Here is an 18894-nt window from a genome sequence, read left to right as displayed (position 1 = left end):
CCGCCCTCGACCGCCGCGGACCACCTCCCACAGGTCTTCGGGCGACGAGACACCCCCCGGGTAGCGGCACGCCATCGCCACCACGGCGATCGGCTCGACCCGGCCGGCTTTCAGTGCGTCGTTCTCCTGCCGGAGGCGGTCGCGCTCCTCCAGCAGCACGCGCAGCGCGCGCTGAACCCGGTCCGCGCCGTCCGCCGTACGATCCGCTGAGTCGTCCATGTCACTTCCCCGTCTCGTCCAGTGCCAGACCGACCAGTGCGTCCAGGTCCAAGGCCGCCAAATCGTCCACGCCGCGGTCCGCGCCCGGGTCCGAGCCCGCGGCCGGGTCGGAGCCCGCCTCCGCATCCGTTGCCGGTCCGCCGGCCTCCGGTCGACGCGGCACGGCGCAGGCCAGGATCTGCTCCAGGAGGCCCGCGCCGCGCAGCCTGTCGATCGAGACGGTGCGCAGCGCTTCCCGGATGTCCGCGTCCTCGTCCGGTCGCGTCGGCGCTGCCGGGCGCAGCAGACCGACCACGTGGTGCCCCAACTCGCGCGGTGTCGGGTAGCTGAAGACGAGCGTGGACGGCAGGCGCAGTCCGGTAGCGGAAGCCAGACGGTTGCACAGTTCCACCGAGGTCAGCGAGTCGAATCCCATCGGGGCGAACGCCTGGTCGGCGTCGACGGATGCGCCGGACGGGTGTCCGAGTACGACGGCGACCTGCTCGCGGACCCAGTCCAGGACGGCTGCCTCCGCCTCGCCCTCGGAGAGGGTGGCCACCAGGCCGGGCAGTCCGAACGAGCCGCCGCCCTGGGTCGCGCCCGCCTGCGTACGGCGTGGGCGACTGTCGTCGGCCAAGTCACGCAGGAGGCTTGGGAGTTCGTCACCCATTCGGTTCCGCAGCGCGGAGCGGTCCACGCGGGCCGGGACGAGGACCGGCTTGCCGTTCGCGCGCGCCGCGTCGAACAGGGCCAGGGCCTCGGGTGTCGGCATCGCGGCGATGCCCATCCGCCGGATCCGGGCGAGGTCGGCCTCGTCCAGGTCCTCGGTCATGCCGGTGCGCTGCTCCCACCAGCCCCAGCACAGTGACGTGCCGACCAGGCCCGAGGCGCTGCGCTGTGCCGCCAAGCCGTCCAGGAACTCGTTCGCCGCCGCGTAGTTGGCCTGCCCCGCGGTGCCGAGCGTCCCCGCGAGGGCGGAGAACATGACGAACGCCGTCAGGGTGTGCCCCCGCGTCAGTTCCTGCAGGGCGGCGGCACCGCCGACCTTGGCCCGCAGCACGTGGTCGAGGCTTTGTGCGGTCAGCGACTCGACGGTGCCGTCCGCCAGCGCGCCCGCCGCGTGGAGGACCGCGGTCAGCGGGTACGCGGGCGGCAGTTGGGCGAGCAGGTCCGCTACCGCCACCCGGTCGGCGACGTCGCAGGCCGCGACCGTGACCACCGCGCCCGCGGCCTCCAGGTCGGCCACCAGCTCGGGGGCCCCGGCGGCCGTGATTCCCCGACGGCTCGCCAGGACCAGGCTCCGTACGCCGTGTTCGGCGACCAGGTGCCGCGCCACCAGCGCGCCCACTCCCCCGGTCCCGCCGGTGACCAGTACGGTGCCGCCGCCGAAGCCGTCGCCCATCTCGAGAACGATCTTCCCGATGTGCCGGCCCTGGCTCATCTCGCGGAACGCCTTGCGTGCGTCGCGGATGTCGCGGACGGCGATCGGGTTCGGGCGCACCCGCCCGTCGGCGAACAGCCCCATCACGGCTTGGAACATCGTGTGGATCAGGTCCGGGCCCGCCTCGTAGAGGTCGAAGGCCCGGTAGTCGACTCCGGGGTGGTCGGTTGCCACCTGCCGGGGATCGCGGATGTCCGTCTTCCCCATCTCGATGAAGCTCCCGCCCTCGGGGAGCAGCGTCAGCGAGGCGTCGACGAAGGTGTGCGCCAGGGAGTTCAGCACGACGTCCACACCGCGACCGCCCGAGGAGGCGGTGAACTTCTCCGCGAAGCCCAAATCCCGCGAGGACGCGAGATGTTCGTCATCGAGTCCCATCCTGCGCAGGGTGGGCCACTTGGCCGGGCTCGCGGTGCCGTACACCTCGGCGCCGAGGTGCTTCGCCAGTTGGACGGCCGCCATCCCGACACCGCCCGCCGCCGCGTGGACGAGAATCCGCTGCCCTTTTTCGAGCTTGGTCAGGTGGAAGAGCGCGTAGTAGGCGGTGAGGTAGGCGCCCGGTACGGATGCCGCCTCGGCAAAGCTCCACCCGTCGGGGACGGGCATGAGCAGGCGGTGGTCCGCGACGGCCACGCGGCCGAAGGCGCCGGAGAAGATGCCGGTGACGCGGTCGCCCGGGGCAAGGGTTGTCACGTCGGGCGCCACCTCCAGTACGGTTCCGGCGCCCTCACTGCCGAGTCCGGCATCGATGGCTGTTCGGTCCACCAGTCCCAGGGCGATCGTGACGTCCCGGAAGTTGAGCCCCGCGGTGTGCACGGAGATGCGCACCTGTCCGCCGGCAAGCGGCTCTTGCACCTCGGGGCAGGGCACCCAGGTCAGGTTCTCCAGCGTTCCCTTGGTGGGGATGCCCAGCCGGTGGGCGCCGGCCGGCGGTGGCTCGATCCGGTGCTGCGCGGGTGAGGCCGGCGTCAGGTGGGGGGTGAGGTACTCGCCGCCGCGCAGGGCCAGTTGGTCTTCCCCCACGGCGAGCACGTCCGGGAAGCGTGCCCAGGAGGTCTCCTCGTCGTCGACGTCCACCAGCCGGAACCTGCCGGGGTGCTCCGTCCGGGCGGACCGGATCAAGCCCCACACGGACGCGCCCGGCAGGCTTGCCACGCTCTCTCCGCCTCCGGTGTCCTGGGCCAGGCGGGTGAGGACCACCAGCGTGGATCCGGCGAGGCGCTCTTCGGCGAGGAACCGCTGCACCCGGTCGAGGACACGCGTGGCCACGCTGCGGGTCTCGACGAACACGTCGGGCCCGGGAGTGACGAGGTCGTCCACGCACAGGACCAGGTGCCGGGGCGGGTCGCCGGCGAGGACTTCGTCCAGCGACTCGAAGCGGGTGGCGTCGGCGTCACCCGCCCCGAGGAGCCGGGCGGCCTGGCCGTCCTTGGGGCCGAGGATGCCCCAACTCCCGTGCGGGGTTTCGCGCCGGCTCGGCCGGACCGGGCGCCATTGCAGTTCGAACAGCGACTGCTCGTGCCCGCCGCGTGCCGAGCGCAATTGTTCCGCGCTCGCCGGCCGGAACGTCAACGCGCCGACGTGGGCGATCTCGCGGCCGTGTTCGTCGGCGATCGTCACGGTCACCACGCCCGCACCGACCGGGGAGATCCTGACCTTCACGGTCGGTCCGCACGCCCCCGTCAGGTGCACCCCGGCCCATGAGAAGGGCATCCAGGCCCGGTCGCCGTCCACCCCGATGACGCCGCCGGCCACCACCGCGTGCAGCACCGAGTCGATCAGTGCCGGGTGCAGCGCGAACCCCGCATCGCCGGAGGGGGTTTCCGCGGTCTGCGGCAGGGTGGCCGTCGCGAAGAGATCCTCCCCGCGCCGCCACACTTCGCGCAGCCCGCGGAAGGCGGGACCGTAGTCGAAACCCGCGTCGGCGAAGGTGTCGTACAGGCCGTCGATGTCGAGCCGGTCCGCTCCGTCCGGTGGCCACACGGCAAGTGACGGGCCGTCGTCGGCCGCCGAGACCGGTCGCGGCGCGCCCGGCGCCAGACGTCCCGTGGCATGCCGGGTCCAGCCACCGAGCGTTCGGCCGGCTTCGGCCGGGCGCGAATACACGTCCAGGGGGCGGTGTTGCGTCTCGTCCGCCGCACCGACGACGACTCGCACCTGTACATCGCCCGAGGCGGGAAGAACCAGGGGGACTTCCATGGAGAGTTCGCCGATCGAGGCGCACCCGACGAAGTCGCCCACCGACAGCGCCAGGTCCAGGTAGGCCGTGGCCGGTACGACGGCGGCGCCGAACACCCGGTGATCGGCCGGCCAGTCGTGGGTCCGCAGGGACCACAGGTCGGTGAACACCACCTCGTCGGTGCCCGGGTGGTCCACCACGGCGCCCAGCAACGGGTGTTCGGGCGCCGACAGTCCGGCGGAGGTCACGTCCGCCGCACCGGTCCCGGCCAGGAGGTCCAGCCAGTACCGCTGCCGCTGGAACGCGTACGTCGGCAGGTCGACCCGTCGGCGCGGCCCGAACAGGGCGTCCCAGTCCACGGTCCCGCCCCGGACGTGTAGTTGGGCCAGCGCGCCGACGAGCGCCTCGACCGGCTCGCGGTCGCGTGACGCCGACACGACCACCGCGTCGTCCACGCCCTCGCCGGCGAACGCCTCCTTGGTCAGGGCGGTGAGGGTCGCCCCCGGCCCCACTTCGAGGAAGACGTTCGCGCCGGTCTTACGCGCGAACTCCACGGCGTCGAAGAAGCGGACGGGTTCGCGGACGTGGTCCACCCAGTGCGCGACGGACGTCAACTCCCGGAGCGTGGCCTCACGGCCCGTCCTGGTCGAGACGATCGGAATCGCCGTCTCGCCCGGGGGCAACTCACCGATCGAGGCCGCGAACTCCTCCAGGATCGGGTCCATGAGCGGGGAGTGGAAGGCGTGGTCGACGTCGAGCAGTTTCGCCGAGGTGCCGCCGGCGACGAGGTGGTCCCGGAGTGCGACGACCCGGTCCCGGTCACCCGAGACCACCACCGACTCCGGTCCGTTGACGGCGGCGATGCCGACCCGGTCGTACGCGCCGAGCAGGGCGTGCACGTGCTCTTCCGAGGCGCGCACCGCCAGCATGGCGCCGCGCTCGGTGAGCGTCTGCATGATCCGGCCGCGGGCCGCCACCAGCCTGGTCGCGCTGTCCAGGTCCAAGGCCCCGGACACGTGCGCGGCGGCGATTTCGCCGACGGAGTGACCGATCAGCCGGCTCGGCTGCGGGCAGTACCGCGTGACGAGCCGGTACAGGGCGATCTGTAGAGCGAACAGCGCCGGCTGCGCGAGGTCCGTCCGCCGGGCGCGGGCTTCCACCGGATCATCGGCGAGGAGCATGGGCTTGACCGCGAACGGGAGGTGGGCGTCGAAGCGTGCACAAACCTGGTCGAGGCTTTGCGCGAAGACGGGGAAGGTTTCGTACAACCGCCGTGCCACACCGGCCCACCGCGCGCCCTGCCCGGGGAACATGAAGACGCTCGGGCCGAGGTCTGTGGCGACACCGCGCACCACCGCGGCGCTCTCCGCGCCGTCGCTCAACGCCGCGAGACCGCTCAGCAACTCGTCCCGGCCGCGGCCGAGCACCACCGCGCGGTGCTCGAACCGCGCCCGACCCGATGCCAGCGACCAGCCGACGTCGGCGACGTCCGGGCCCGCGTCGGCGGCGGCGAAGTCGCGCAGCTTCTCCGCTTGTGCCCGTAGCGCCTGCGCCGACCGTGCCGAGACGATCCACGGCACCAACCCACCAGCAACAAAGGGGACTTGCCCGGTGGCGTCGGGCAGCGTCTCCTCGGGGGGCGCCTCCTCCAGGATCACGTGCGCATTGGTGCCGCTGGCCCCGAAGCCGGACACGCCCGCCCGCCGGGGCCGTCCCGGGGCGCTCGGCCACTCTCTGGCCTCGGTCAGCAGTTCCACCGCCCCGGCCGTCCAGTCGACGTGACTCGTCGGGCGGTCCACGTGCAAGGTCTTGGGCAATACGCCATGGCGCATCGCCATGATCATCTTGATGATCCCGCCGACGCCCGAGGCCGCCTGGGTGTGGCCGATGTTCGATTTGAGCGAGCCCAGCCACAGTGGGCTGCCGGCGTCCCGGTCCTGCCCGTAGGTGGCCAGCACGGCCTGCGCCTCGATCGGATCGCCCAGCGTCGTACCGGTCCCGTGGGCCTCGACCACGTCCACATCGCCGGCCCGCACCCGGGCGTTCGCCAGCGCCGCCCGGATGACCCGCTGCTGCGCCGGCCCGTTGGGCGCGGTCAGCCCGTTGGACGCGCCGTCCTGGTTGATCGCCGATCCCCGGATCACCGCCTGGATCCGCCGCCCGTTGCGCAGCGCGTCCGACAACCGCTCGAGCACCAGGACCCCGACGCCCTCGGAGAACGCGACGCCGTCGGCGCCGTCGGCGAACGCCTTGCACCGGCCGTCCACCGCCAAGCCACGCTGCCGCGACATCTCGCGGAACACCTGCGTGGTCGCCATGACGGTGACGCCCCCGGCCAAGGCCAGCCCGCATTCGCCCTGGCGCAGCGACCGCACCGCTTGGTGTACCGCCACCAGGGACGACGAGCAGGCGGTGTCCGTCGACACCGCGGGGCCCTCCAGGCCCAGTGCGTACGCCACCCGCCCGGACGCCACGCTCAGCAGCGAACCGGTCTGCGCGTAGCCCGCGATGACCTCGGGGGTGAAGTGGTGGTTCCCGTACCCGAAGTACGCCAGGCCGGCGAAGACGCCCGTGTCGCTGCCGCGCAGGGTTCGCGGATCGATGCCGGCCCGTTCCAGGGACTCCCACGAGGACTCCAGGAGCAGTCGCTGCTGTGGGTCGGCGGCCAGTGCCTCACGCGGGTTGATCCCGAAGAACTCCGCGTCGAAGTCGGCCGCGTCGTACAGGAATCCCCCGAACCGCGAGTAGCAGGTGTTCGGTTGGTCCGGGTCCGGGTCGTACAGAGCCTCCAGGTCCCAGTCGCGGTCCTGCGGGAAGTCCGACATCGCGTCCCGGCCCGTCCGTACCAGGTCCCACAACGCCTCCGGGGACGCCACGCCACCGGGGAAACGACAGGCGACCCCCACGACCGCGATCGGTTCGGCGGCTGCCTCCGTCATCTCCTCCAGACGCCGACGTGTTTCGATCAGTTCGATCGACGTCCGCTTGAGATAGTCGAGGACGTCGGCGTTGTCGTCGTTGGTCATCGCTCTCCCCTACCGAGCTCTTTGTCCAGCAGCGAGAGAAGCTCGCCGGCTGATGCCGAACCGATGCGGTCGACGATGCCGACCGGTGATCCCTCGCCCACCATCGACCGGACCCGGCCCTGGAGTCGGCCGAGCAGTGCGGAGACGGTGGCTTTGTCCTCGTCCGCGAGAGTGTGGAAGGTGTCCTCCAGCCGAGCGCCCAACCCCTCGATCTCCTTGGTCAACGAGGCGGTCGGGGAGGGCCGGCCACCGGCGGGGTCGGGGGCGATCCTTTCGATCAGGAACCGGGCGAGGGCGGTCGGGTTGGGATAGTCGAACGCGAGCGTGGCGGACAGCTTCAAACCGGTCACCGCCGACAGGTTGTTCCGCAGCTCCAACGCCGTGAGCGAATCGATCCCCAGGTCCTTGAACGCCGTGGTGGGACCGACCAGTGCGGCGTCGGTGTGGCCCAGGACGATGGCGGTCTGTTCCCGGACGGCGTCGCTCAACGCCTTCTCCCCGTCGGCCGCGGGCAGCGCACCGATCCGCCGGGCGAGTCCGGCGGCGGTGGCCTCCCGGGTTCCCGCCCCGCCGGCCGTCGCGATCAGCTCGCGCAGCAGCGGCGAACCGCCTTGGTCGCCGTACGCCGCCCTCAGCGCCGCAAGGTTCAGCCGCGCCGGCACCAGCACCGGCTCGTTCCGCCGGATCGCCGTGTCGAAGAGCGCGAGCCCTTCGTGCGACGACATCGGCTGCACGCCCTGACGTTGCAGGCGCCCGATGTCCGCCTCGCCGAGGTCGGCACCCAGTTCGCTGCGTTGGGCCCAGTATCCCCAGCACAGTGATACGGCGGCCAGCCCTTGGGCCCGGCGGGCTTCGGCCAGGCCGTTGAGGAACGCGTTGGCCGCCGCGTAGTTGGCCTGGCCCGCGGTCCCGAGCACACTCGCGATCGAGGAGAACAGCACGAACGCGGACAGGTCCAGGTGCCTGGTCAGTTCGTGCAGATGCCAGGCCCCGCGCGCTTTCGGTGCCAGGACCGAGTCCACGCGGTCCGCGGTCAGCGCCTCGACGACCCCGTCGTCCAGTGCCGCCGCACAGTGGACCACGGCCGTCAGCGGGTGCTCGGCCGGGAGTCCGGCGATCAGCCGGGCCACCGACTCGCGGCTCGTGACATCGCACGCCTCGATGTCGACGTGCGCACCCGCCTCGGTCAGGTCCGCGCGCAGTGCTGCCGCCTCGGCGGCCGCCGGCCCGCGCCTGCTGGTCAGCAGCAGCCGGCGTACCCCGTGCCGCTGCACGAGGTGGCGGGCCAGCATCGCGCCCAGACCGCTGACACCGCCGGTGATCAGTACCGTCCCGGACCCGAGGGCGGGCGAATCCGCCGCCGGAGCGGAGGCCGCACCGGGGCTGCGGGCGAGTCGCGGGGCGGTCGCGATGCCGGCCCGGATCTTGACCTGAGCCTCTCCGGTGCCGGCCACCGCCGGGAGGCGCGCCCACGAAAGGGGGTGGTCGTCCGTGTCGATCAGCGTGAACCGGCCGGGGTTCTCCGTCTGCGCGGTCCGTACGAATCCCCAGATCGCGGCCGCCGCGGGGGCGGTGTGGGGCACCCGGTCGTCGTGGATCGCCTCTCGTGTCACGACGACCAGGCGTGACGCGGACAACCGCTCGTCGAGGAGCCAGTCCTGCGTCCACCGCAGCACCCGGTGCAGGTTTCGCTCGGCGGCGGCGGGCGGGTCGTCGTCGTCGGCGTTCGCCCCGTCGATGCCGACGATGACGACCGGGGGTATCCGTCCACCGGAAGCGGCGAGTTCGTCGAATCCGGCGAAGACCGCCCCGCCCTGTCCCAAGGCCGCGGTGATCGCGCCCGGCTCCCCCACCACCGCGTACCGGCCCACCGCTGTCTCCGTCGGGACGGGGGTGGAAACCCAGTCCACCCGGAGCAGCGCGTCGTGGCGATCGAAGCTCGGCGCGGACGAACGCTCGCCGTCCGCCCCCGCCCCGCGCTCCCCGTCCTCGGGCGAGTCGATCACGGTGTCGGGGAGCGGATGGGGCGACGTACTCCCGATGGTGGTTTCGCCGGGTGTGTTCAGCCAGTAGCGCTTGCGCTGGAAGGCGTACGTGGGCAACTCGACCCAGGGGCCGTCCTGTTGCGAGAATGCCGCCTTCCACGACACCGCGACGCCTGCCACGAAGGCTTCGGCCACCGACCGGTACAACCAGGCGAAGCCGCCTTGGCCGCGGCGCAGCGAGCCCGTGACCACCCCGGCGGCGCCGGGGATGGTGTCGAGCATCGCCTGAATGTTGAACGTGAGCAGCGGGTGCGGGCTGACCTCGATGAACGCCCCGTGGTCTTGTTCGAGCAGGCTCTTGACGGCGGTTTCGAACCGGACCGGTTGCCGCATGTTGCGAAACCAGTAGGCCGCGTCGAGCCGCGCGGTGTCGATCTGCCCGCCGGTCACCGTCGAGTAGAACGCCACCGGTGAGGACACGGGTGCGATCCCGTCCAGCGCGTCCAGGAGCCGGCCCTCGAACCGGTCCATCAGCGGCGAGTGCCCGGGCACGCTCGCCGCGATCCACCGCGCGCGGATGCCCTGGGATTCGCAGGCGGCCACCAGCTCCTCGACCGCCGTGGCCTCACCCGAAACCGTGGTCGAGTAGGGCCCGTTCATCGCGGCGACCGCGACCCGGGACGCCCACGGCTCCAACACTTCGCGCACCCGGTCCTCGGTGGCCACGATCCCGGCCATGCCACCGTCCTGGGCGGCCGTGACGAGGAGCCGGGACCGCACGGCCACGATCCTGGCCGCGTCCGGCAGGGTCAGGGCGCCCGCGACGCAGGCTGCGGCGATCTCGCCCTGGGAGTGGCCGATCACCGCGTCCGGTGTCACCCCCAACGAATGCCACACCCGCGCCAGCGACACCATCACCGCGAACAGCACGGGCTGGACGACGTCGATCCGGTCCAGGTCCGCCGCCTCGGGCCCGCCACGCACGGTGTCGATCAACGACCAGTCCACCCACGGCTCCAGCGCCTCGGCGCAGGCGCGGATCTGCTCGGCGAAGGCCGGGCTCGATTCCCACAGTTCGCGGCCCATGCCCACCCACTGGCAGCCCTGGCCCGGGAACACGAAGACGGTCTTGCCCAACGGCTTGGCGACGCCGGAGACCACGCCCTTGAGGTTGCGGTTCTCCTCGGCGACGACGGTCAGGCCGGCGAGCAGCTCGTCCCGGTCCGCACCGATCACCACCCGGCGGTGTTCGAACAGCGATCGAGTCGCGGTCAGCGCGTGGCCCACGTCTGCCGCCGACGGTGACGGGTCCGCGGTAACGCTGTCCCTCAGCCGCAGCGTCTGCTCTCGCAGCGCCTGCGCGGACTGCGCCGACAGCACCCACGGCACCGCTCCGCGGGCGTCGTCGGACGCCGCGCCGGGGTCCGGCGCCTCGGGCGCCTGTTCGAGGATCAGGTGCGCGTTGGTGCCGCTGACCCCGAAGGACGACACTCCCGCGCGTCGAGGCCGTCCCGGTGCGCTCGGCCACCGTCTGGCCTCGGTCAGCAGCTCCACGGCTCCGGCCGACCAGTCCGCGTGCGGGGTCGGGCGGTCCACGTGCAACGTCTTGGGCAGCTGCCCGTGCCGCATCGCCATGACCATCTTGATGATCCCGCCGACGCCCGCGGCCGCTTGCGTATGGCCGATGTTGGACTTCAACGAGCCCAGCCACAAGGGGCTTTCGGGGTCCCGGTCCTGCCCGTAGGTGGCCAGCAGTGCCTCCGCCTCGATGGGGTCGCCCAGCTTGGTGCCGGTTCCGTGCGCCTCCACCGCGTCCACGTCGCCGAGCGCCAGGCCGGCATCGGCCAGGGCTGCCCGGATGACCCGCCGCTGGGCCAGTTCGTTCGGCGCGGTCAGTCCGTTGGAAGCCCCGTCCTGGTTGACCGCCGAGCCGCGGATCACCGCCCAGATCCGCCGGCCGTGGCGCAGCGCCCGCGACAGCCGCTCAAGGACCAGCACGCCCGCGCCTTCGCCCCAGCCGGTTCCGTCGGCCGCCTCCGCGAACGACTTGCACCGCCCGTCCGCCGACAAGCCCCGTTGTCGGGCGACCTCCACGAACAGCCCCGGGCTCGGCAGCACCGACACCCCGCCGGCCAACGCCAACCCGCACTCCCCCGAACGCAGGGACCGCACGGCCTGGTGCACGGCGACCAGCGACGACGAACAGGCGGTGTCGGTCGACACCGCCGGACCCTCCAGGCCCAGCACGTACGCGACCCGGCCCGAGGCCACACTGGGGTACGTCCCCGCGATCCCGAAGCCCTCCACCCCGGCTGCCGCCCCGCCGCCCAGTCGGGGGCCGTAGTCGACCCCGTAGATCCCGGTGAACACCCCGGTCGGCGAACCCCGCAGTTCGGCGGGGTCGATCCCCGCACGTTCCAGCGCTTCCCACGACGTTTCCAGCATCAACCGTTGTTGCGGATCCATCGCGAGCGCCTCGCGTGGGCTGATGCCGAAGAACGGCGCGTCGAACTCCGCGAGATCGGTCAGGAATCCGCCCGAGCGGGTGTACGTCTTCCCGGGCGCCTCGGGGTCCGGGTCGTACAGCGCCTCGACGTCCCACCCGCGGTCGCGCGGGAATTCCCCCATCGTGTCCACACCACCGGACACCACGTCCCACAGCGCTTCGGGGGAGGTCACCCCACCGGGGAAACGACATCCCACACCCACGACCGCGATGGGCTCGCGGGCGGATGTCTCCAGTTCGTGCACCCGCGTACGCAGCTCGCGCGCATCGTCGACGGCGCGTCGCAAGTAGGACCGGAGCTTGTCGACTTCCTCCACTGGGTCTCCCTCGACGGTTGCTGGAACGAACTGGAGCTAGACGTATCCACGATCGATCAATGCGTACAATTCGTCGTCGCTGCGGTTCTCCGAACGCGTGTCCCGCGCCGTCTCCGAGGTGTCGGGCGCCTGGGGTGCGAGGAGGGAGAAGATGTGGCGACCGAGTCTTCGCGGAGTGGGGTAGGTGAACGCGGCGGTGGCGGAAAGCCGTACACCGGTGGCCGCGGTCAGCCGGTTGCGCAGCCGTACGGCCATCGAGGATTCGAAGCCCAAGTCCTTGAAGGTGTCGGCCGACCTCGCCGCGAGATCGGCGTCCGTCAGCTCCGGATCCTTGGTCCTGAGCACCTTGGCCGCTTCGGCACACACCAGCGCGAGCACCGCCGACTCGGAGTCCCATTGCGCCGTACTCGGCCCGGGTACCTCCGAGTCGTCCTCATCGGAGGCCGTCAGCCAGTACCGCCGCCGCTGGAACGGGTAAACCGGCAGGCCGATCCGGCGCGGCCGGGCCCCGGCGAACACCGTCCCCCAGTCCACCGGCACACCACGCACGTGGAGTTCGGCCAACGACGCCAAAACCCTGCCCGCGCTCCCGTCGTCCTTGTGCAGGGTGCCCACCACCACCGGCGAGGCCGCCGACGCGTCGGCGGCCTCCTCCATCGCCACCTGAAGCACAGGATGCGGACCGACTTCCACGAACACCCCGCCCCGGGCCCGCATCAGTTGCTCGACAACCTCACCGAAACGCACCGTCGAGCGCAGGTTGTCGTACCAGTACGAGCCGTCGAGCGACCGCGTGTCGAGCAGTCCTGCGGTGACCGTGGAGTGGAACTCCACCGCCGATTTCCCCGGCGAAAGACCCGAGGCGGCGGTGAGCAGACGATCGCGGATGCGTTCGACGTGGTGGGAGTGCGACGCGTAGTCCACGTTCACCCGGCGCACCCGAACGCCGGCACCGGCCGCCGTCGCGGCGAACTCGTCGAGCGCCTCGGCGTCCCCGGAGACCACCACCGACGCCGGCCCGTTGACCGCCGCCACGCACAGCCTCCCGGGCCATCGCCCCACCCGGTCCCGAACCCAATCGACAGGCGCGGACACCGAACTCATCCCACCCGTGCCGGCCAGCTCGGTCAACTCCCGGCTGCGCAGGGCGACGACCCGCGCCGCGTCCTCCAGCGACAGCGCACCGGACACGCACGCCGCGGCGATCTCGCCCTGCGAATGGCCCACCACAGCGTCGGGGACCACTCCCAGTGACCGCCACACCCGCGCCAGCGACACCATCATGGCGAACAACGCCGGTTGGACCACATCCACCCGGTCCAGGGACGCGGCCGACTCCGCGCCGGTGACCACGTCCACCAGCGACCAGTCCACCCAGGGCGCCAGCGCCCGCGCGCATTCGTCGATCCCGTGCGCGAACTCCGCCGATTCCGCGTACAACCGCCGCCCCATGCCCTGCCACTGCGACCCCTGACCGGGGAACACGAACACGACCGGCCCCGCGGGGCGCTCGGCCGGCCCGCGAACCACCGATGCCGAATCGGCACCCTCCGCCACCAGGCCCAGACCGGCAAGCGCCTGCTCGCGGCCCTCGGCGAGCACCACCGCCCGGTGGTCGAACAACGACCGCGTCGCCACCAGCGAATACCCCACGTCGGACGCCGACAGCGACGCGTCCGCAGCCACCAGGTCCCGCAGCCGTGCCGCCTGCTCCCGCAAGGCCGGCTCCGAGCGCGCCGAGAGCACCCACGGCAGCACGCCGGGTTTAGACCCGAAGTCGCCGCCCTCGCTGCGGAGTTCAGGCACCTGTTCGAGAATCACGTGCGCGTTGGTGCCGCCCATGCCGAACGCCGACACTCCCGCCCTGCGCGGTCGACTCGGTGAGCCGGGCCAGGGCCGCGCGCTCGTGAGTACTTCGAAGTCCTTCGCGAAGTCGGGGATGGCGGGGTTCGGAGACCGGAAGTTCAGCTGCGCGACCAGGTGTCCTCGGTCCACACAGAGCGCCGCCTTCACGAACCCGGCGATTCCCGCGGCCGGTTCCAGGTGCCCGACGTTCGTCTTCACCGAACCGATCACCAGGGGGCGGCTCCGGCCGGTTTCCCGAAACACCTCCCGCAGACCGGATATCTCCGCCGGATCGCCGAGCCGGGTGCCGGTGCCGTGGGCCTCGACGTAGTCGACACTGTCGAAGTCGACAGCCCCGCGTCGGAGGGCGGACAACACGGTCGCCGCCTGAGCGGCCGGGCTGGGATCCGGCATCCGGGTGGACGCGCCGGCGCTGCCGACACCCCAGCCGCGCACCACCGCGTAGATGTGATCTCCCTCGGCGACCGCGAGGTCGAGCCGCTTGAGCACAACGAACGCCCCGCCCTCCCCCCGGACGAAACCACTGGCCCTTTCGTCGAAGGTGAAGCAGCGGCCGTCGGGCGACAGGGCGCCCAGATTCGCCAGACCCAGTCCCGTTTCCGGGTCGACGACGAGTTCCACCCCGCCCACGATCGCCAGGTCGGCCGCGCCTCCGCGTATCCGGTCACACGCCAACGCCAAGGCCACCAGTGAGGACGACTGGCCCGAGTCCGCGCACACGCTCAGGCCGCGAACGTCGAACAGGTTGGAGATCCGGTTCGCGATCAACGCACCGCTCGAACCGAGTGCGGCGTAGTGGTCGTCCCGGTCGCTGCCGGACAACGTGCGCAGCAGTTCGTACCCGGAGGGGGCCGCGCCGACCACGACATCGATCTCGCGTCCCGCGAGCGCGGCGGCCGGAATCCGGGCGTCTTCGACGGCCTCCCAGGCGAGTTCGAGGCCCAGCCGCTGCACGGGGTCCATGGCCGCGGCCTCCGCCGCGCCCAGGCCGAAGAACTCCGCGTCGAATCCGTCGACGGAGCCGAAGAACGAACCCGCTTTCAAGGTGGCGGTATCGGGGTGGGTCGGGTGCTCCGGGCCGGCCGCGCGCCGGTCGGGAAATGTTCCGACGGTCGACTTCCCGTCGATCAGCAGCCGCCACAATTCCTCCGGAGTGTGCACACCGGGAAAGCGGCACGACATCCCTACGACAGCGATATCGATGGCTGCGCCACTCATAAGAATCCCTTTCGCTCTACTCCGCGTGCGGCTCTTTCGGGCTGTGGCGCCTTCACCGCCAGGACGCCAACACCTTTCGCAGGTCATCCGGCGCGTGCATGAAGTCGAAGTGGCCGCCGCCGACCACCCGGATATCGACCGAATCGGCGTACGGACGCCACCCCTCGAGCTCTTCGAGGCCCACCTCGGGGTCGTCCCGCCACTGCACTACGACGATGGGGCACGGCAGCGCGACCGGCGCCACGCGCCGGTACGCGTTCGCCGCGGCGTGATCGCGCAGCAGCACGGCCATGCCCATGTCGATCATGTCCGGCCGCGGTTCCAGCCCCCGCCCGCGGAGGAACGACTCCAGCTCGGCGCGCAACTCGGATACGGTCAGGCCGAGCATCCGATCGCGCGAGGCGTGGTGTGGGGCGGGCTGACCCGACACGAAGAAGCGCTCCGGCAGAGGCAGCTCCCGTTCGACGAGCCGGACCACGGTCTCGAACGCGGGGAGCGCGCCCGCACAGTGCCCGAAGAACGCGAACGGCCGGTCCAGGAACGGCGTCAGTGCTTCGACCAAGCCGTCGGCGAGGTCTTCGTACGTGCCGTAATGGGGTTCGGCCATCCGGTTCTCACGGCCGGGGAACTGCACCGGGCAGACCTCGACATCGTCGAGCACGGCCGGCCAGGCACTGAAGGCCGAAGCCCCGGACCCGGAGAAGGGCAGGCAGAAGATGCGGGCGGGATGGTCGGTGGACGGCGGCCGGACGAACCACGGCGACGCGGCGGTGGTGGAGCCGGAGGTCATGGTGTCGTTCGCTTCCGCGCGACGATGGGGAGATGGGTCATTCCCGCGATGAAGTACGACCGCAAGTGCTGCGCTTCGCCGTGCGTTTCGATCGACTCGAATCGCCCGAGCAGTTCCTCGAAGAAGATGCGCAGGGTCATCCGGGCCAGCGGGGCTCCGATGCAAAAGTGCGACCCGAATCCGAAGGCGACCTGTTGCTTGGCGCCGGTGCGGGTGATGTCGAACTCGTGGGGGTCGGGGAACCGGGCCTCGTCCCGATTGGCCGACCCGATCCACGCGACGACCGCCCCGCCGGCCGGGATCGTGCCTCCGCCGATCCGGACGTCGCTCACCGCGTACCGCATAAAGTTGCACGCTGCCGACGTCCAGCGCAGCCCTTCCTCGACCAGGTTCGGGACGAGCGAGGGGTCGGCCCGCGCCTTCTCGAACTGCTCGGGCCGTTCGACGAGCGCGAGCACCGTGCCCGAGACGGTGTGCGGTGTGGTCACGTTGGCGCCGAGGAGAATGCTGTAGCCGTCCAAGGCGATCTCCTCGTCGGTCAGCGGCACGTCTCCCACGCGCACGCTCATGAGGTGATCGAACAGGCTCCCGTCCTCGCCTCCGGCCGACCGTCGCCGTTCGACCCGGTCGGTGACGTAGGTGACCAACTCGTGGTGGGAGATGGCCAACGTCGCGGCTTCGCTGCCGTGCCGGAAATGCGGGTCCGAGGGGGCCGTCACCATCGCGGTCAGCTGCACGAGCTCGTCCCAGTCCCGCTCCGGGATTCCCAGCAGCGGGCCTGTGACGATCGCCGGCAGCCGAAGTGCCTGCTCGGCCAGATCGAAGGTCCCCCCGTCGAGGGCCGGTTCGAGAAAGCGCACGATCGCCCGACGGATCCCGTCCGCCCAGGGCGCCACCGCCCGAGCGGTCAGCCTGGAGCCGATCGCTCTGCGGACCTGGGTGTGCCGCGGTGGGTCGGTCGATGTCAACAGCTTGCCCGCCGCGACGTCGTCCACCCCGAGGTGGGTGACCACCGTACCGCGCTCCGAGGTGAACTCGCGGTGGTCACCGAGCACGCGGCAGACGTCCTCGTAGCGGGTCACCGACCAGAACTCCCTGCCGTCTGGAAGGACTTGGTGGTGCAGGGGGGCCTTCGCCCGCATCACGTCCCAGATCCTGTGCGGATCGCCCTCGGTATAGAGGTCCAGGTCGAACAGGTCGACGCGGTCGAGGTCGACGTCGCTCCCGGCACCCGGCGTCAACCTCACGACCCCGTCCTCCCCTGCTCGATCAGCTCGGCGACCCGGGCCGGGGTTTGCGCCAGGTAGAAGGCGCGAACGGACAGCCCGACGCCGTAGTCCTTGGCCACGCGGTCGATGATTTTGATTCCGATCAGCGAATTGCCGCCGAGTGTGAAGAAGTCGTCGTTCGGCCCGACCTCGCGACCGTCGAGGTATTCCCCCCACAGCGCCGAGATCTCCCGCACGAGTGACAGCGGCGCACCGGCCTCGTCCTGTCCGTCCCGCTGGTCCGCCTGCGGCAACGATTCCATGTGACAGCCACACCTTCCTCCGCCGAACGGGATTGCCCGCCCGGGCAATTGCCGGGCTCTTGTTCGTTACTCGACTGTCCGCCACTCGCCTGTCCGCCACTCGGCCGGCCACTACTCGACCGTGCGGCACGGAAGGCGGCCGGGTCTTCGGAAAGGCACCTGCGGGCGAATGCCCGGGGCGATCGCGACGCCAAGGTAATCGGCCGGGGAAACCCACGGCAAGGGATGACGGTACGGGCTCTGCCGGGCACCGGTTGTCCCGTCGACAGGACAGTAATACAGAAGTCCGCGTTCTTCGGCCGACAGCGGTGATGTGCGGCCGAAAGGCCGTCCCGACAATCCATTCGCGTAGTCGCGGTTGTTCAGGGGAACGACCGCTGTCCCGGCGCTTCGTCTCGCCCCGAGTCGGCGCGCCTCACCACGTGCGAGCGGACTCCGCCTCGATCACGTCCAGCACCTCGCGGCCCTGATCGACCAGGTACATGTGGTCGCCCGGGAATTCCACACAGCTGAACCCGCTCGTGGTCGCGTCCCGCCACTGTCGAGCCTCGGCCGCGGTGACCAAGCCGTCGAAGTCTCCCCGCAGCGAGCAGATCGGCACCGACACCCGCACGTCGGTGCTCGGTACGTAATTCTCGTGCATCTCGCAGTCGGCCTGGAGCACCGGGAGGATCAGATCCCGCATCTCCGGGTGATCGAGGGCCTCGTGTCGAAAGCCGGCGAACTCCTCGACCCGGGCGAGGAACTCCTCGTCGGGGAGCCCCGTCGCCCGCCTCTCGCGCCGGGTCCACGGCCCCGGTGAGCCGCTGACGACCAGCAGCTCGACGTGCACGCCCCGCGCCCCCAACAGGGGCACCAGCTCGTACGCGAGCACCGCGCCCAGGCTGTGCCCGAACAGGACGGTGCGCGCTCCCTCGCCGAGGTCCGCGACGATGTCGTCCACCGAGCCCTTGGCCGCGTCCACGACGTTGCGGTACGGCGTCTCCAGGATCCGCCGTTCCCTGCCGGGCAGTTCGACCGCGGTCACGCGCCACCGGTCGGCGGACAGCTCCCGCCACGGGTGGAAGAACGAAGGCCCTGCCCCGGCGAACGGCACGCACAGCAGCGTGCTCCCGTCCCGGTGTTCCGCGGACTCGCCGGATTCTCTCATCTCGACCAACTCCCGTCATTCGAACGGTCTTTCCTGGAGACGGCTCGGGGGTCCCGGGGCCGGCCACTACCCCAACGTGCGGTTGACGATCTCGAAGATCTCGGCCACCGGGGCGGGCATGTGCAGATCGGTGTGCTTGGCGTTCACCGCGTACTCCGCTATGGAACCGGCCACGTACGGCCGCCACATGGGCGCCCACGATCCTTCGTTCTTGTCCTTCGACACCGCGTTGAAGAACAGCACGTCGCCGCGGTACACCGGCGATTCGTACGCCGCCATGACGGACATGTTGTTCGCCCCGACCTTCGCCATGTCGTCCAGGAAATCGCCCAGGTTGTCGGTGCTCACCAACTCGCCGAACACCTCCTCGATGGCCTCGTGGTAGACCTCCGGCTTCAAGCCGCCCATCTGCCGGAATCCGACGGCGGGCTGGCAGTCCAGCAGCGCCAGAAAGGCGACCTCGTGCCCGAGCCCGTCGAGGGCCGCCGCGACGGCGTGGGCGATGGTGCCACCGTAGGACCAGCCGATCAGGGAGAACGGACCCTCGGGCTGGATCTCCAGCATCCGGGCGAGGTAGTCGTCGACCATCTCCTCCACCGAGCCCGCCAGGGAGTCGGTGCCGTCGAAGCCGCGGGACTGAAGGGAGTACGCCCGGCGGTCCTTCACGTGCGGCACGAAGGTGAAGTACGA

At 71.2% G+C, this 18894-nt stretch carries 9 protein-coding genes; all 9 read right to left on the bottom strand.

The window, feature by feature from the left end; genetic code table 11:
• Positions 1–219: beta-ketoacyl synthase N-terminal-like domain-containing protein (locus tag GT354_RS20865; protein ID WP_161357864.1), on the bottom strand; the 219-nt coding region annotated here is incomplete at its 3' end.
• A gap of 1 nt (position 220) precedes the next feature.
• The gene (locus GT354_RS20860) at positions 221–6841 is read right to left on the bottom strand and encodes a type I polyketide synthase (protein ID WP_161357863.1); all 6621 of its coding nucleotides are present in this window, start codon (positions 6839–6841) and stop codon (positions 221–223) included.
• Positions 6838–11649 (bottom strand): type I polyketide synthase, encoded by a 4812-nt coding sequence (locus tag GT354_RS20855; RefSeq protein WP_161357862.1) that lies wholly within the window; start codon positions 11647–11649, stop codon positions 6838–6840. Before GT354_RS20855 ends, GT354_RS20860 begins: the two co-directional genes overlap by 4 nt.
• A gap of 36 nt (positions 11650–11685) precedes the next feature.
• Entirely contained in the window at positions 11686–14733 is a 3048-nt protein-coding gene (locus GT354_RS20850) for a type I polyketide synthase (protein ID WP_161357861.1), read from the bottom strand.
• Positions 14734–14785: 52 nt separating this feature from the next.
• Positions 14786–15523, bottom strand: a complete 738-nt coding sequence (locus GT354_RS20845; protein ID WP_161357860.1) for a thioesterase — start codon at positions 15521–15523, stop codon at positions 14786–14788.
• Positions 15520–16770: a cytochrome P450 gene (locus GT354_RS20840; RefSeq protein WP_161357859.1), complete on the bottom strand. Its 1251-nt coding sequence runs from the start codon at positions 16768–16770 to the stop codon at positions 15520–15522. Before GT354_RS20840 ends, GT354_RS20845 begins: the two co-directional genes overlap by 4 nt.
• Positions 16767–17054: a phosphopantetheine-binding protein gene (locus GT354_RS20835; RefSeq protein ID WP_161357858.1), complete on the bottom strand. Its 288-nt coding sequence runs from the start codon at positions 17052–17054 to the stop codon at positions 16767–16769. Before GT354_RS20835 ends, GT354_RS20840 begins: the two co-directional genes overlap by 4 nt.
• Before the next feature lie 415 nt (positions 17055–17469).
• Complete coding sequence (locus GT354_RS20830; RefSeq protein ID WP_161357857.1) at positions 17470–18204, bottom strand: alpha/beta fold hydrolase; 735 nt, start codon at positions 18202–18204, stop codon at positions 17470–17472.
• Between the two features lie 66 nt (positions 18205–18270).
• The coding region (locus tag GT354_RS20825) for an alpha/beta fold hydrolase (protein WP_161357856.1) at positions 18271–18894 on the bottom strand (624 nt) is incomplete at its 5' end.

The sequence above is a fragment of the Streptomyces sp. SID3343 genome (assembly GCF_009865215.1).
Taxonomy (GTDB): Bacteria; Actinomycetota; Actinomycetes; order Streptomycetales; family Streptomycetaceae; genus Embleya.
The sequence above is the reverse complement of the archived record's forward strand: the minus strand, read 5'-3'. Positions and strand labels throughout refer to the sequence as shown.